Source organism: Agitococcus lubricus (genome assembly GCF_003051055.1).
GTDB classification, from domain to species: domain Bacteria; phylum Pseudomonadota; class Gammaproteobacteria; order Pseudomonadales; family Moraxellaceae; genus Agitococcus; species Agitococcus lubricus.
In genome coordinates, this window is the sequence record NZ_QAON01000013.1 from 67447 (window position 1) to 82834 (window position 15388).

Here is a 15388-nt window from a genome sequence, read left to right on the forward strand (position 1 = left end):
AACGCTTGGTTTTATTTATTGTACGTTTGTCCAAAAAGTTTGCAATGACTTTTTTGTAGAAACAGCGGTAAAGCATGTTTGTGCCGCAGATTAAAAAATATAGGACTTACGCATTTCGCCGAAATTAGCGCGTTTTGTGAGCTAAAAATTGTTGAAAACGATTATTTAGTGAGCAAATAAGCGATAAACTCGTAAGTCCTAAATAGCTAAAGTCTTGTGCGGCTGAGTTTGGTATGCATCGACGGTTGATGAGTTAAAACGGTATTATTGAGGTATTAAAGACATTTAGTGCCGTATGTGAGCCACAGAATAGCATTGCTGAGGTTGGTCGAAACCAACATCAGTCTTATGTAAGGTGGCTGCGACATATCATGAGGTGGCGGGGTAACGATAGTCTGAAAATAAATCCATTTGCTCGCCCGATTTGTATTTTTTGGCTGATTTTCGTTGTTGCCACCATTGTTGAGCGGTGCTTAAGGCCGTTTCGGGGTCATGTGTGTGTTGTAAACCGATTAAAGCTAATGCTAAGGTGCCGACAACAGCCGCTTCGCCATATTGATGATTTTGTTCGCCACGCCACACGGCCAAGAAGCTATCTAAACTAAAATTGTCTTCGGCCATGTGACGCTCTTCAAACATCATAGGCCATTCCAAGTCGTAAAGTTCACCTTGTTTGATGCCTTTGACCAAGCAACGTCCATCTGGATTCCGTTCAAACTCACCCCCTTCACCTTTGATAACCATCGTGTTTTGATAGCCTAACAACTGTGCGGCTAATTGATGCGATTCACGATAAGCAGGGTGAAAAATGGCTTGTAAAGAACAGCGAGCATTTAATGGATTGATTAAACGGGCGAGCGTATGAACAGGAGAGCGTAGACCTAAAATATTTCGTAGTTGAATAATATGGCCTAAGGGAGGACAGTAAGCATCTAGCGATAAATACGCAAAATGATGCCGCTCTAAACGATAAGCCACCTCGTCCCATGTCCGACATAAACTGTGGCCTAAAACAGGTAAGACATCTTCGGTATATAGGCGGTTTAGGGTATGGCCACTCGCGCCATGCATAAACACCCGTAGGCCATTTTCGGCCAAAACCAGTGCTGCTAATAAAAACCAAGGATAATGTTTACGCTTGCCCGCATAAGATGACCAATCTAAATCCACATGAATAGCAGGCGCTTTGAGCCACGTACGTGTGGCTTGTACAAAACCTGCTAATTCTTCGCAGGTTTCTTCCTTGACTCTGAGCAACATTAAAAATGCCCCCAGTTGTGTTTCTAACACTTCTCCACGCAGAATCATACCAAATGCGTCTTCGGCTTCAGCTTGTGTCAATGAACGGCTGCCGTGTTTGCCTTTACCGACAATACGCACATATTGTGCAAAGGGATGCTCACTATCCCGATAAATATTTTTCATTACCATCTCATCATCTTCTCTATGTCGATAAAGCGAATGCCGCTTTAGATGCAATTGGTCGGTTTAGGTAATCCTGCAAGTCGGGCGATGGTCTTGGCAGGGGTGCCATCACCAAACAAACGCATGACATATATACTGCTTCCTTTTTCTGCACCCAGTTGTTGTGCTAAAAATTTTAACAGGACGCGCGTCGTGGGTGAGCGTTGATATTGGGTATAAAACAGCCGTATCGCTGCAATCACTTCCCAATGCGCTTCTTCTAAGGTGAGACCTTGTGTTGCTGCCAGTAGGTTGGCAATGTCAGGTGTCCAATCTTGTAAATGGCATAAATAGCCATCGGCATCTAGCTCAACCCCAACTGATACTACGTTCATGCTGTATTCCCAACTCAACAAATCCAGTATAATCAATGAGATGACATTGACCAATACGCATAAGTCCTGTGAGTTGCTGGTCACTCTCTAAAATATAACAGGATTGCGCAATACGCTCACTGATAAGTGATGCACTATAAATACCTGCATTCAAAAAGAGTAAGGCATCTTCTGCACATAAACTCACCATAAGCTGTTGATATAATTCGCTTTCAACGGGGAGAGTTGTATTAATAATATGTAGCGTAGACATTTATAATCGAACCACCATAGCGTGTTGGCTAATAAAAGTAGCGATTTGTTCGGAGGCGATGAGCTGAACAGGGCGGGTTAAATCGTCCAAGGTTAATTGTCTAGAGGCTAAACTCTGGGCGTCAACAAATATCTCGTCGACCTCGTATAAATCTAAGGCTTGTAATTGCGCACTGATGGCAGTACGTGCAAAAGCATGGCCATGATGTTCACCGACTAATTGCCATACGCCGTCGCCCTGAAATAAGACCCGTGTTAATTGACCAAAAGCAGCCATCACCAATAAAGCGTCTAAGGTCTCTTGGCTTTGTAAATTGGCATAGGGGCTGCGATGCTGAATATATAAAATAGCCACATTATGCCCCAATAAAGCTAATAAGTCGGTCACTTTGCAACATCACATCAGTTAAGGTGCCCAAACCGACCAATTCAAAGGCAGGATGTAAATTATCTCCTAACAAATGATGCCGATGGCTATTATCTACATCACTGAGGCCATGTTTGAGACTGGCCGTGATACAAACAGAGAGCGAAAGTGCGTATTGTTGTTTTAGCGTTTGCCAGCACTCAGCCAAATTCTGTTCGCCTTGTGGGTAGTAATTGAGTCGATTTGCCACGCGCACCCCGTCACTATAAAAAAAGAGGTGTAACGAATGTCCTTGTCGTAAGGCAGTTTCTGCAAAATAATAGGCGTGCCACGCATTAGAATGTGTGTGAGGGGCGGTAATTAACAAGACAAAGGTCATAAACTTAAGTTCAATAGTGATGCGGTGTATGGATAGGCACGGTATGTCATTTATGATTATATTGGCATCATTTGTTTATTAACAGAGCCTTATCAACGATACAATAAATATTAAGATGAGCTGCTATCATCAAAATGAAAAATGCAGACCTTAGCCATTGCACTGGAACAGCAAACTGGAGACGAGATTATCACATGCAACCTTATTTATTGAGCTTAGATCAAGGTACAACCAGTACACGTGCCATTATTTTTAATTTACAAGGACAGCCGCTTGCCCGTGCTCAACGTGAACTCAAACAATATTTTCCTGCCGATGGTTGGGTAGAGCATGATGCTGAAGAGATTGCAGAAGCTTCTTTAGCCGTTTGCCGAGAAGCCCTGCAACAAAGTGGCATTACAGCACAACAAATTGCAGCTATTGGGATTACAAATCAACGCGAAACAACCGTTATTTGGGATAGAAAAACTGGTAAACCCATTCATCGCGCGATTGTATGGCAAGACCGTCGTACAGCAGACAGTTGCCTCAAACTCAAAAATAAAGGCCATGAAGTCCGTGTACAACAAAAAACGGGATTATTACTAGACCCCTATTTTTCGGCCAGTAAAATTGCATGGTTATTGGATAATGTCGCTGGCGCGAGAGCCCGTGCAGAGCGTGGGGAGTTGGCATTTGGTACGATTGATAGCTGGCTCATTTGGCAGCTGACAGGCGGTAAAAAACATGCAACCGATGCCACCAATGCCGCACGCACTCTGATTTTCAATATTCATAATCAGCAATGGGATGAAGAGTTATTGTCTTTATTTCATATTCCCGCCAGTTTATTGCCTGAAGTATTGGACTCTGCTAGTGACTTTGGTCAAACCTTAACTAAGCATTTTGGTGCTCCTATTCAAATTGGTGGCGTAGCAGGCGACCAACAAGCCGCATTGATTGGTCAGGCTTGTTTTAAGGAGGGGATGGTAAAAAGTACCTATGGAACGGGATGTTTTATGGTCATGAATACAGGCGACGAAGCCATCAGCTCAACACATCGCTTATTAACAACGGTGGGTTATCGTTTAAATGGCAAAGTAACTTATGCCTTAGAGGGCAGTATTTTTGTGGCAGGAGCGGCCGTACAGTGGTTGAGAGATGGCATACAACTCATTAAACAAGCAGGCGACACAGAAGCGATTGCTGAAGAAACGATGGATAGTCGCGGGGTATACCTAGTCCCAGCTTTTACAGGCTTAGGTGCTCCTTATTGGGACCCGCATGCGAGAGGTGCGATTTTTGGCTTAACCCGTGATACAGGCATTGGCGAAATTGTGATTGCTGGTTTAGAGGCTGTCTGTTTTCAAACCCGCGACTTGATGGAAGCTATGAAAAAAGATGGCGCAGGTAAGTTACAGACTTTACGTGTTGATGGTGGCATGGCCGTAAATAACTGGTTAATGCAAGCCTTGTCGGATATTGTAGGTTGTCGTGTGGCCAGACCCACGGTCACAGAAACAACCGCATTAGGAGCGGCTTGGTTAGCAGGTTTGTATGTGGGTAAATTTGCATCACTCGATGCGATTACTGAATTATGGCATTGCCAACGAGAATTTAGTCCGAAAATGGCACTAGACAAACGCGAGCAAATGTATACGGGTTGGTTAGATGCCGTACAACGCGTGACCTATAAAACCGTCTAATACTTGGAATGGGCTTGTCTTCTAGAAGACACTACAAAAAGCCCATTTAAGTTTTTGTTACCTTAAGACTATAATATATACATGATATTTTATACACTCCCTAATAGGCATTAACATGATTTTAATCACTGGTGGAGCAGGTTACATAGGCTCTCATGCTGTTGTAGAATTTATGGCGGCAGGCTACGATGTACTTGTTTTAGATAATCTAAGTAATAGCAAAATAGAAGTCATTTCTAGAGTTAAAGAGTTAGCAGGTAGAGATTTCGAGTTTATCCAAGGTGATATTCGAGACTCTGCACTCTTAGACCGTATTTTTTCTCAATATTCTATTGATTCTGTTGTACATTTTGCAGGACTTAAGGCAGTAGGTGAGTCTGTGCAAAAACCACTGATGTACTATGATAATAATGTCAATGGCTCTTTGGTTCTATTTGAGGCAATGGCCAAAGCAGGGGTTTATAGTATTGTCTTTAGCTCCTCAGCGACGGTATATGGAGACCCACACACGGTACCAATCACCGAAGATTTTCCATTGAAAACGACAAATCCATATGGTGCAACAAAACTCGTCATCGAGGGGATATTAAACGATTTGCATCGCTCTAATCCGCTATGGCGTATTGCAATTTTGCGATACTTTAATCCTACGGGTGCGCATAAAAGTGGGCGTATTGGTGAAGACCCCAATGGTATTCCTAATAATTTAATGCCCTATATTGCCCAAGTTGCCACAGGAAGACGGGCTGCATTGCAAGTATTTGGTGATGATTATCCTACCCATGACGGAACGGGCGTTAGAGATTATATTCATGTGGTAGATTTAGTTAAAGGCCATGTTAAAGCACTGAACTATTTAGAAAAAAATCAAGAAATTATCATTGTGAACTTAGGAACTGGCATTGGTTACTCCGTGTTAGACATGTTAAAAGCGATGGAACAGGCAACACAAAAGACCATTAAATATGAAATGGCACCAAGACGTGCGGGCGATGTGGCTGCTTGTTATGCGAATCCTGAATTTGCCTTATCTAAATTAGGATGGCAGGCAGAGTATGACCAACATACGATGTGTGAAGACGTTTGGCGTTGGCAATCACAAAATCCTAATGGATATAGCAACTAAAACATGCAAAGGCGACTATAATAGTCGCCTGTAAATGCAATCGGTATTGACTTAACGCATTAAAAATTCCATCAAGGCTTTTTGGGCATGTAATCTATTTTCAGCTTCATCCCAAACAACCGCACGTGGGTCATCCAACATATCTTCTGAAATTTCTTCACCGCGATGTGCAGGTAGACAATGCATAAAAATAGCATCGGGCGATGCCAAATCCATTAAGCGCGGATTCACTTGATAGGTCGCAAAACGACGTTTCCGAATACTTTGCTCCGCCTCTTGCCCCATACTTGTCCAGACATCTGTAGCAATTAAGTGTGCACCCGCAACGGCATCTTCTGCTGTTTTGACTAAGGTTGCACAATGTTTATACTGAGTTAACACTTCTGGGTCAGGTTCAAAGCCATAGGGGCAAGCGATACGTAGTTGAAAGTCCAACTGATGTGCCGCATGTATATAAGAATTACACATATTATTGCCATCACCGACCCAAGCAAATGTTTTGCCTTTCAAATCACCTCTATGTTCAATAAAGGTTTGTAAGTCTGCTAAAATTTGGCAGGGATGATGGTCATCTGTTAAGCCATTGATAACAGGCACTCGCGAGTGAGCGGCAAAACGCTCAATAATATCGTGTGCAAAGGTACGAATCATCACAATATCGACCATACGTGAAATGACACGTGCAGAGTCTTCTACAGGCTCACCACGACCGAGTTGTGTATCACGTGGGGATAAGAAAATAGCAGAACCACCAAATTGTGCCATTCCTGCCTCAAACGAAACACGGGTACGGGTAGATGATTTCTCAAAAATCATGCCTAAAACTTTGCCCTTAAATGGCTCGTAAACAACCCCTTCAGCACGCATTTTTTTTAGTTCAATTGCGCGGTGTAACACCTCTAATAACTCAGCAGGTGACAAATCCAATAATGTTAAAAAATGGCGAACAGCCATTGTAAAATCCTCAAAATAAAAACCGCCACCTAGTCATTCAAATAAGTGGTATATGATTGTTTTCTAAAACTTGCTTGAGTTGTATCTGTAATATGTTACCTATACAAAGCATCAACAGTCTTGTGTGTTGGCCTAAGCCTAGCACGGCTTCACCAACACAACATAACAAATTTTTGCTTACGCTAAATAACGACGTACTAATCGACAAACGCGTAAGATAATTTCATCTGCTTCTGATTGCGTGAGTGTCAAGGTTGGTAGTAGGCGAATAACACTATCGGCAGTGACATTAAGTAATAACTTTTCTTCATCTCGAGCCAAACCAACCAGCTCGGCACAGGGTCTAGGCAAACGAATACCAATCATCATGCCATGACCGTTAACTTGCACATCCAAATCAGCCAATTTATCCCTAAAGGAAGCGATTAAATATTGTCCAACTGTAGCTGCATTGTCGATGGGCCCTTGTTCTAATAGTTCAACCACAGTGAGTGCCGCGCGACAGGCGAGGGGAGTGCCTCCATAAGTCGAGCCATGATTCCCTGGTTTGAATAAATCACGCGCTTTACCTTGTACCAGACATGCACCAATTGGAAAACCATTACCTAAACCTTTTGCTGTTGTCACGACATCTGGCTTAATTTGGGTATGTTGATAGGCAAAATATTTACCTGTACGGCCATTACCTGTTTGAATTTCATCAAGCATTAGTAATAAGTCATGCTGGTCGCAAATACGTCTTAATGCCTCTAAATAGGCAAATCCTTGCTTCGAGACACGAATACCGCCTTCGCCTTGAATAGGCTCAACTAAAATTGCAACAATATTAGGATTCTCAGCAATCGCTTGTTCTATGGCGGATATATCGTCAAAAGGTACACGCACAAAACCTTGAACTAAAGGTTCAAAACCTATTTGCACTTTTTTATTACCCGTGGCCGATAGCGTAGCCATTGTGCGGCCATGAAAAGAGTTCTCCATGACAATAATGGTGGGTTCGGCAATGTTTTTTTGATGACCAAATACACGCGCTAATTTAATAGCTGCTTCGTTAGCTTCTGCACCAGAATTACTGAAAAAGCAAAACTCCATTCCCGAAACACGTCGTAATGCCTGTCCTAACGCCTCTTGCAATGGAACTTGGTATAAATTAGAGGTATGGACGAGGGTCTCAGCTTGTTCAGCAATCGCTTTGGCAACTACAGGATGAGCATGGCCTAAACCACACACTGCAATTCCTGTCAGAGCGTCTAAATAAGCCTGACCATCAGCATCATATAACCAGCAACCTTGTCCTTTCACAAAAGCAATCGGTTGACGGGCATAAGTGGGCATTAACGCGCTAGTCATGGCAAAACCTAAGTAAATCAATAAAAGAAAGGGGATGACGATGTGTTATCGTCGTCTTACATATTAACGGCATTAGGTATTATCCGTAAATCGCGTTACAATATAAAATCAGTCATTTTTTGATAAAGGTTATTGTTATGGATATTGAAGCGCTCATTAAAAAGCAAATTGCTGAAAATTCAGTCATTCTTTATATGAAAGGTACACCACAATTTCCACAATGTGGCTTTTCGGCACGTACTGTTGAGGCTTTAATGCAAATTGGTGAGCCGTTTGCATATGTCAATATTTTAGAAAATCCAGATATTCGCTCCACATTACCCAAAATTGCGAACTGGCCAACGTTTCCACAATTGTGGGTCAATGGAGAGCTGATTGGCGGTTGTGATATTGTCTTAGAAATGACACAAAAAGGTGAGCTTGCACCCATAGTCAAAGCAGCGGCTCAGAAGACAGAATAAATAGCAAACAGGGTTGATAGGCACTATCGACCCTACTTAAAAAGCAGCCTATACCGCATGCCCTTTAGAAATTTGCTTTTGTTGAAATTTCAACAGCTCTACTCACACTCTCTCAAAATAACCTCAATATACGCTTTATTGAAATCAGACGCATTAGCAAAAACTTGTAGTTGATTACCTAAAAATTCTGTCGACATGAGGCGCTCAATGATGCGAAAATAGAATTTTTCGGTACTATCTATAGTCAGCGAAGTATAGTTTGGTGTAGAAGCGGCAATACTGAATTTTAACATGAGCTGATCATCTATGGTGTTCATATCTGTATAAAAGCCAGACTCAAAAATACCTACAATAGAAGATGAGCCTAAATTAGTACTATCAATTGCTTTAAGTGGGAAATTATTAAAATTACTGCGTGTTAATGCTAAGTTTTCTTCTTCACTTTTGTTTAACAAGCCAGCAGCAATTAAATCCGACGTATTATCTAAACTGTCTGCGCCATCAATCACGTCTCCTGTCCCTTGGCTTCCCGCCGCCATACTTGCGGTGAGTTCAGGCAAATTATTGGGGTTAGTGGGAAGTTTAACTGCTAGTTTTGGACTTTTTGCGTCTTCTTCTGCTTTTTTGAAGACATACATTGCTTGTAAAAATTGATTATAACTGGCAAAAGATTCTAACTTTGGTCGTGCCAAGCTCCCAGCAATACCCGCTCCTGCAGTTGTAGAGACCAATGAACCTGCAGCACGACTAGCGTCTACATTAACCACTTCTTCTGTTTCTAAATTTTCAATTTCAACAGGTGTCGATGACGGGCTAGGTGCTTGGCCTTGTCTTGCCTCATAACTTTGGCCTTCATTCACATCTACGCTACCAATATCGGTACTTAATTTAATTTGTCCCTGACTGACAGTCACTTTTAATACGTCGTTATTCAGCGTCGTAGAATAGTCAGTTCCGCGAATACCGATGGTTGCAACAGGTGTATTAAATTGATAGTTATTTTTATTGACTTTACCAATCACTCCGCTAATTGCACGTACACCACCTTGTAAAAACTTAAAGAACACCGCCCCTTGCTCTGGTGTGTCTTTACTAAAGCTATATTTCTCAATCACAAAAACAGAGTTTGGACGTAAAGAAATAAAGCCTCCATCGGTCATACGGATTTGAATACGGCCTTTAGCTGTCGTTTCGATTTTATCGCCAGCCTTGACAAGATCGCCTTTATAAAGCGGACGTTGTTTGCTATCTGTCCCCGTGGCCGTGACTTCACCCGCAATGAAGTTGACACGACCTGCGGTTTCGCCATAAGCAGTACCCACAAAAAGCACACCTAGGGTCGCTGTGATGATATGTTTATAATGAAAGGCTTGCCAAAATGACATTTAATCTATGCCCCTTTATTTTTGTTTTGCCAGACCTCAAGGGTCTTATGTTATAGCAATTTCGTTTTAATGGCAGAGGAGTCGACCAAGTTGTGCTACAACTATGTATACACCTAACAATCTTGGGAAACTGTTAGCAGCATATTTATTTTATGTCTTTATCATACAATAAGCGATAGGACAATATGAAGCCGAATTTCTTGCTATTTATCTCAAATTGGATGTTGTCCACAGTGTGTCGTAGTGTCACTATTCAATTATGAAGGCATAAATGATAATGATTATCATATTTTTTGTGGCTACGACAAAAAAATGCTATTCTTAACAAGAGTTTTTCTGACAGTTCATGGCAAATAGTCCTTCTAAGTTCTTCATTTTATGATTGATATGCGTTATTTCCTATTTCTTCTTTGTGTATTAACAGGCAGCAGCCATGCTAGCAATGTGAGTGAGCTTAATGTGTTCTTGAATAAACATTTTGAGCAAGCCCCTCAAAGCAATACCTTATGGTTAAAACCTAATCTAAAACAACGTGTTGAAGGGATACTAGGGCACCCTTATCAGGGCTTAAGAGTAAAGTATTGGCAACTAGGGACTAAAAGTGCTTGGATATTGGATGAGATTGGTAAAGAGCAACCTATTACCACAGGAATTATCATCGAAAAAGGCAAAATTAGTACCGTCGAAGTACTAGTTTATCGTGAAAGTCGGGGTGGGGAAGTGCAACAAAACTTTTTTACGCGCCAATTTGTTGGCGCAACACTACTCACCAACAATAAATTAAGCCAACGTGTAGATGGTATTACGGGGGCAACGATGTCTGTCGCGGCTATGCAAAAAATGGCGAAAATAGCGTTATTATTTGATTCCGAAAAAGAAACGGTGATTCCCTAATGGCTAAAAAATTGCATTGGCGCTTTTGGCTACTACGATGGCATCGTCGGATTGGTATAGTGTTAGGCTTTTTTTTACTCTGGATGTTAGCCACAGGTGCGCTTATTAATCATAGTGACGATTTAGGGCTAGCGAAAAAAAACTTGCAATCTTCACTTTGGCATGAGTGGTATGGTTTAACACCGCCAAAAACACTGAAAATTGGCCAACAGTCGGTATCTTTTCGGGAAAAAAGTGTATGGTTAGGTCAAGATAATATCGGTGCTTGTGCAGAGTTTATTGGTTGGCTGACGCATAAAGACTATGGCGTACTCGCTTGTACAGACCATGTTTGGTTAATGTTAACAAACGGTGATATTGTTGACCAACTTGACCGTTCGCGCGGTCTCAACATAGACATCAGTGCAATCGGGCAATATCAAGAACACCTATTTATCCGTGATACGCAGCAACAAACTTGGCAATTGAACGTAGACGATTTGAGCCTTAGTCCCAGTATAAATTCGCATCAGCTCATTGCATGGCAAGCTCAATTCATCCTCAATAGTAGTCTTAGTCAAGAACAGTTATTATTAGATTTACATTCGGGACGATTGGGCGGAAAGTGGGGAGTATGGTTGGTTGATATTTTATCCATCGGTGTCTGCGTTTTAGTGCTGAGTGGTTGGTTTTTGTCACGAAAACGCCATCGTCATGGTCTTTAATTAAGCGAAAGATGCAAATAAAGTGTGACAAAACAAAAATGTGTGCTTTTGCTATCTTGAAATCTTACGCAGAAAACCTCATCTTTGCTGCACTTAACTGATAGACGCAATTTTGTTGCGTATATTTTATTATCAGTCATTTGCATCGTCTTATTCTTGTATCAATCAGTGACATAATACTCACTCAAAGGAGTCCATCATGGCCGTATTAGTTGGCAAACCTGCCCCAGACTTTACTGTACCTGCTGTGTTAGCAACGGGTGAAATCGTTGATAACTTCAACTTAGCTGAAGCCTTAAAGGGTAAATACGGTTTAGTATTTTTCTACCCATTAGACTTTACCTTTGTATGTCCGTCTGAATTGATTGCGTTAGACCATCGTATTCCTGACTTCAAAGCGCGTAATGTAGAAGTCATTGGTGTCTCTATCGACTCGCACTTTACCCACAACGCATGGCGTAATACACCAGTTAACGCAGGTGGTATTGGTCCAGTGCAATACACCTTAGCAGCGGATATCAAGCACGATATCGCCAAAGCCTATGATGTAGAAGCAGAGGGTGGTGTTGCTTACCGTGGTGCTTTCTTAATTGATAAAAACGGCATTGTGCGTTCACAAATCATTAACGATTTACCGTTAGGCCGTAATATGGAAGAATTGCTGCGTTTAGTGGACGCTTTACAGTTTACCGAAGAACACGGTGAAGTGTGTCCCGCTAACTGGAAAAAAGGCGATAAGGGTATGACAGCAACGCCTGATGGTGTTGCCTCCTATTTAGCCGAAAATGCCGATAAACTCTAATTGTTAGTGGCCTAGCACATGCTAGGCCTTTCTCTTATTTACAAGGAGCTCGCTCATGGCCATTACCTTGCCAGCATTACCCTACGCAAATGACGCACTTGCACCACATATCACCCCAGAAACCATCGAGTTTCATCACGGTAAGCACCACAATGCGTATGTTGTTAACTTAAACAACTTAATCAAAGACACGGATTTAGCGGATAAAGACTTAGAAGCGATTATCCAAGCCGTTGCTGGAGATGCTAGCAAAGCTGGCGTATTTAATAATGCTGCACAAGTTTGGAATCACACCTTTTACTGGAACTCCATGAAGCAAAACGGTGGTGGTAAACCAACTGGCGCGATTGCTGCTAAAATTGATGCAGACTTTGGTAGCTACGAAAAGTTTGTTGAATTGTTTACAGCTGCAGCAACCACACAATTTGGTTCTGGTTGGGCATGGTTAGTCGTTGGTGCTGACGGCAAATTAGCCATCACAAAAACTGGCAATGCGGATACTCCTATCGTTCATGGTCAAAAACCCTTATTAACGATTGACGTATGGGAACATGCTTATTACATCGATTTCCGTAATTTACGTCCAAAATACATTGCGACTTTCTTAGAAAGTTTAGTCAATTGGGATTTTGCAAACGCAAATTTAGGCGCTTAACTGACCCAAATTAGCGTTTTTTAGCGCCACCCAATGTAAAAAAGCCCCTAGATAGGGGCTTTTTTATAGCAGTTTATTTGAGATTATCTAGATATTTCTCTGCATCTAGTGCAGCCATACAACCAGAACCTGCGGAAGTAATAGCCTGACGATAAATATGGTCAGCAACATCACCCGCAGCAAACACACCAGTCACAGACGTGGCGGTTGCATTACCTTCGGTACCACTTTTAACCGTTAAATAGCCATTTTTCATCTCTAATTGACCCGCAAAAATATCGGTATTTGGCTTGTGGCCAATAGCAATAAATATCCCTGCAACATCAACTGTTTGGCTAGTATCGCTATTTGTACTTTTCAAGCGTACGCCTGTGACACCAGAGTCATCGCCTAAGACTTCTTCGACAGCATGATTCCAAATGATGGAGATTTTGCCTTCTTTTTCTTTAGCAAATAAATGGTCTTGTAAGATTTTTTCAGATTTTAACTTGTCACGGCGGTGTACTAAGGTGACATGAGAAGCAATATTAGACAGGTAGAGTGCTTCTTCAACGGCTGTATTACCGCCACCGACAACCATCACTTTTTGACCTTTATAGAAAAAACCATCACAGGTTGCACAGGCACTCACACCACGTCCACTAAAGGCCTGTTCAGATTCTAGACCTAAATATTGTGCAGATGCGCCTGTCGCAATAATAACGGCATCCGCAGTATAGGTGTCGCTATCCCCGACTAACACAAAGGGACGCTGGTTAAAGTCTACCTTATTGATGTGGTCAAAAATCACTTCCGTACCAAAACGCTCGGCGTGTTCCTGCATACGCACCATTAAGTCAGGGCCTGTTAAATCATGGGCATCACCAGGCCAATTATCAACTTCTGTGGTCGTGGTTAATTGTCCACCCGCCTGCATACCTGTAATGACCACAGGTTTCAAATTAGCACGCGCAGCATAGACAGCCGCGGTATAGCCCGCAGGGCCAGAGCCTAGAATCAATAAACGAATATGACGAGACATAAAGAAATCCTTAAAAATAGGAGATTGAAAACTGTTGTCGTTTAGGGGCTACGTTATCGGTCAATATTTTAGACGATATTAGCATGCCTCTGAAATCATCCTAGTCAACAATAATACGGCGTTGTATCACTAAAAAAAGATATCGAACACAAACGATGTACTACACTGATAAGTGTACTTGGGGATGATTTGATAAAAAGCAAGTTCAAATTCACTACGGTCTCCTAAGGAACTCATCATGCGTATTGGTATCCCAAAAGAACGTAAACTACTCGAAAGTCGTATTGCACTGACTCCAAGCGCCGTTGCGACTTTAGTGCTACAAGGGCATCAGGTTTTTGTTGAGCAGGGTGCAGGACAGGGTAGTGGTTATCACGATAGTGATTATTTAGCAATTGGCGCACAGATTGCGCCAAATTTAGCGGCTGTGTATGTAAATGAATTAGTGGTCAAAGTAAAAGAGCCTACAGTGGAAGAGTTAACGCTGTTACGTCCACGGCAAATTTTATTCTGTTATTTACATTTGGCAGCATATCCTCAGGTCTTATCGGCATTATTGGCGAAAAAAGTCACAGGGCTGGCCTTTGAGACCTTAACCGTTAATCAGCGACTGCCTTTATTAGCACCCATGAGTGCAATTGCAGGACGTTTGGCCGTGCAACTAGGTAGCCAATATTTGCAAAAGCAATACGGTGGGGCAGGCGTACTGTTGAGTGGCTCAGGCTATGCGCAAGATGCTGGCCGAGTAATGATATTGGGAGCAGGGGTGGCAGGTTCACAAGCGGCACTATTAGCCCATGCACTGGGCGCCGAGGTGTATGTCTTTGACCGTTATGCACCTGCTCTGTCGGCTTTAAGTGCTCAACAAGCTGCCATTCACACTTATTTATATGATGCAGAACATATTACTCAACTATTAGCCCATGTTGACTTAGTGATTGGTGCGGTATTAATTACAGGCGCACAAGCCCCCACCTTACTGACGCAAGCACAACAACAATGTCTTGCCAAAGGACGAGTGATTATAGATATTGCAATTGACCAAGGTGGCTGTGTCGAGGGTATTCATGCGACAGACTGGCAGCAACCTATTTATTGGCGCGAAGGCATAGGCTATATCGCCGTGACTAATATGCCTGCAGCAGTACCACGTTCATCAACACAAGCCTTATCAGCCGCCATTTTACCTTATGTCTTACAAGTCGCTCACCAAGAGCTTGCAGAAAACCCTATATTACAGACAGCAATTAATGTGGAAAATGGTATAATCAAACACGATGCCTTACGAAACATGACCCTTTAAGGGACAGCACTTGAGGCTTGACGCAAAAGCATGACGCTAATCACAAGGCGTGTTGCTTGTTTAGTCGGCGAACATGGCATAATAGTCATCAAAATCTACTTGTTGTTAAAATCACTTATAGTTTATAACTGCAAACCCAATATCAGGGATATTTCTTATTTGCAAACAGGCAATACACAGAAACCCTGTACTCGATTTACTCTGCACGGATCTTTGGTTGTGACAGCCTCTTTAGAAAATACCTCTTCTGC

At 42.2% G+C, this 15388-nt stretch carries 17 protein-coding genes; 8 read left to right on the forward strand and 9 right to left on the reverse strand.

Annotated features, from left to right (window positions below):
• Positions 1–369 precede the first annotated feature (369 nt).
• The 5 genes from C8N29_RS12515 to tusD are packed head-to-tail and all read right to left on the reverse strand — an operon-like array spanning position 370 to position 2797.
• Complete coding sequence (locus C8N29_RS12515; RefSeq protein WP_420836666.1) at positions 370–1425, reverse strand: glycosyl transferase family protein; 1056 nt, start codon at positions 1423–1425, stop codon at positions 370–372.
• A gap of 44 nt (positions 1426–1469) precedes the next feature.
• Positions 1470–1799 (reverse strand): TusE/DsrC/DsvC family sulfur relay protein, encoded by a 330-nt coding sequence (locus C8N29_RS12520; protein WP_107866404.1) that lies wholly within the window; start codon positions 1797–1799, stop codon positions 1470–1472.
• Positions 1774–2052, reverse strand: coding sequence for a DsrH/TusB family sulfur metabolism protein (locus C8N29_RS12525; RefSeq protein ID WP_107866405.1), 279 nt, complete (start codon positions 2050–2052; stop codon positions 1774–1776). Before C8N29_RS12525 ends, C8N29_RS12520 begins: the two co-directional genes overlap by 26 nt.
• Positions 2053–2439 (reverse strand): DsrE family protein, encoded by a 387-nt coding sequence (locus tag C8N29_RS12530; RefSeq protein WP_107866406.1) that lies wholly within the window; start codon positions 2437–2439, stop codon positions 2053–2055. It lies immediately after the preceding gene.
• Positions 2408–2797, reverse strand: coding sequence for a sulfurtransferase complex subunit TusD (tusD, locus tag C8N29_RS12535; protein ID WP_107866407.1), 390 nt, complete (start codon positions 2795–2797; stop codon positions 2408–2410). Before tusD ends, C8N29_RS12530 begins: the two co-directional genes overlap by 32 nt.
• 194 nt (positions 2798–2991) lie before the next feature.
• On the opposite strand from tusD, the gene glpK reads away from it, so the two are divergent.
• Together glpK and galE are read left to right on the forward strand one after the other, a co-directional pair.
• Positions 2992–4482, forward strand: coding sequence for a glycerol kinase GlpK (gene glpK / locus C8N29_RS12540; RefSeq protein ID WP_107866408.1), 1491 nt, complete (start codon positions 2992–2994; stop codon positions 4480–4482).
• A gap of 109 nt (positions 4483–4591) precedes the next feature.
• Positions 4592–5608: a UDP-glucose 4-epimerase GalE gene (galE, locus tag C8N29_RS12545; protein ID WP_476726622.1), complete on the forward strand. Its 1017-nt coding sequence runs from the start codon at positions 4592–4594 to the stop codon at positions 5606–5608.
• A gap of 51 nt (positions 5609–5659) precedes the next feature.
• On the opposite strand, the gene argF is transcribed toward galE, so the two are convergent.
• Together argF and C8N29_RS12555 are read right to left on the reverse strand one after the other, a co-directional pair.
• The gene (gene argF / locus C8N29_RS12550; RefSeq protein ID WP_107866410.1) at positions 5660–6562 is read right to left on the reverse strand and encodes an ornithine carbamoyltransferase; all 903 of its coding nucleotides are present in this window, start codon (positions 6560–6562) and stop codon (positions 5660–5662) included.
• A gap of 177 nt (positions 6563–6739) precedes the next feature.
• A complete protein-coding gene (locus tag C8N29_RS12555) occupies positions 6740–7912 on the reverse strand; it encodes an aspartate aminotransferase family protein (RefSeq protein WP_107866444.1) in 1173 nt (390 codons plus the stop codon).
• 137 nt (positions 7913–8049) lie between these two features.
• On the opposite strand from C8N29_RS12555, the gene grxD reads away from it, so the two are divergent.
• The gene (grxD, locus tag C8N29_RS12560; protein ID WP_107866411.1) at positions 8050–8373 is read left to right on the forward strand and encodes a Grx4 family monothiol glutaredoxin; all 324 of its coding nucleotides are present in this window, start codon (positions 8050–8052) and stop codon (positions 8371–8373) included.
• Between the two features lie 98 nt (positions 8374–8471).
• On the opposite strand, the gene C8N29_RS12565 is transcribed toward grxD, so the two are convergent.
• On the reverse strand, positions 8472–9758 hold the full coding sequence (locus tag C8N29_RS12565) for a FecR family protein (protein WP_107866412.1): 1287 nt from the start codon (positions 9756–9758) through the stop codon (positions 8472–8474).
• A 387-nt stretch (positions 9759–10145) separates the two neighbouring features.
• Between C8N29_RS12565 and C8N29_RS12570 the strand changes: the two genes are divergently transcribed.
• From C8N29_RS12570 to C8N29_RS12585, 4 genes are all read left to right on the forward strand, one after another.
• The gene (locus C8N29_RS12570) at positions 10146–10652 is read left to right on the forward strand and encodes an FMN-binding protein (protein ID WP_170106981.1); all 507 of its coding nucleotides are present in this window, start codon (positions 10146–10148) and stop codon (positions 10650–10652) included.
• Positions 10652–11356: a PepSY-associated TM helix domain-containing protein gene (locus C8N29_RS12575; protein ID WP_107866414.1), complete on the forward strand. Its 705-nt coding sequence runs from the start codon at positions 10652–10654 to the stop codon at positions 11354–11356. Before C8N29_RS12570 ends, C8N29_RS12575 begins: the two co-directional genes overlap by 1 nt.
• A gap of 199 nt (positions 11357–11555) precedes the next feature.
• On the forward strand, positions 11556–12158 hold the full coding sequence (locus C8N29_RS12580; RefSeq protein ID WP_107866415.1) for a peroxiredoxin: 603 nt from the start codon (positions 11556–11558) through the stop codon (positions 12156–12158).
• Positions 12159–12213: 55 nt separating this feature from the next.
• Entirely contained in the window at positions 12214–12813 is a 600-nt protein-coding gene (locus tag C8N29_RS12585; protein ID WP_107866416.1) for a superoxide dismutase, read from the forward strand.
• Between the two features lie 73 nt (positions 12814–12886).
• On the opposite strand, the gene trxB is transcribed toward C8N29_RS12585, so the two are convergent.
• Entirely contained in the window at positions 12887–13834 is a 948-nt protein-coding gene (gene trxB, locus C8N29_RS12590; RefSeq protein ID WP_107866417.1) for a thioredoxin-disulfide reductase, read from the reverse strand.
• Between the two features lie 238 nt (positions 13835–14072).
• On the opposite strand from trxB, the gene C8N29_RS12595 reads away from it, so the two are divergent.
• Entirely contained in the window at positions 14073–15137 is a 1065-nt protein-coding gene (locus tag C8N29_RS12595) for an alanine dehydrogenase (RefSeq protein WP_107866418.1), read from the forward strand.
• Positions 15138–15388 lie beyond the last annotated feature (251 nt).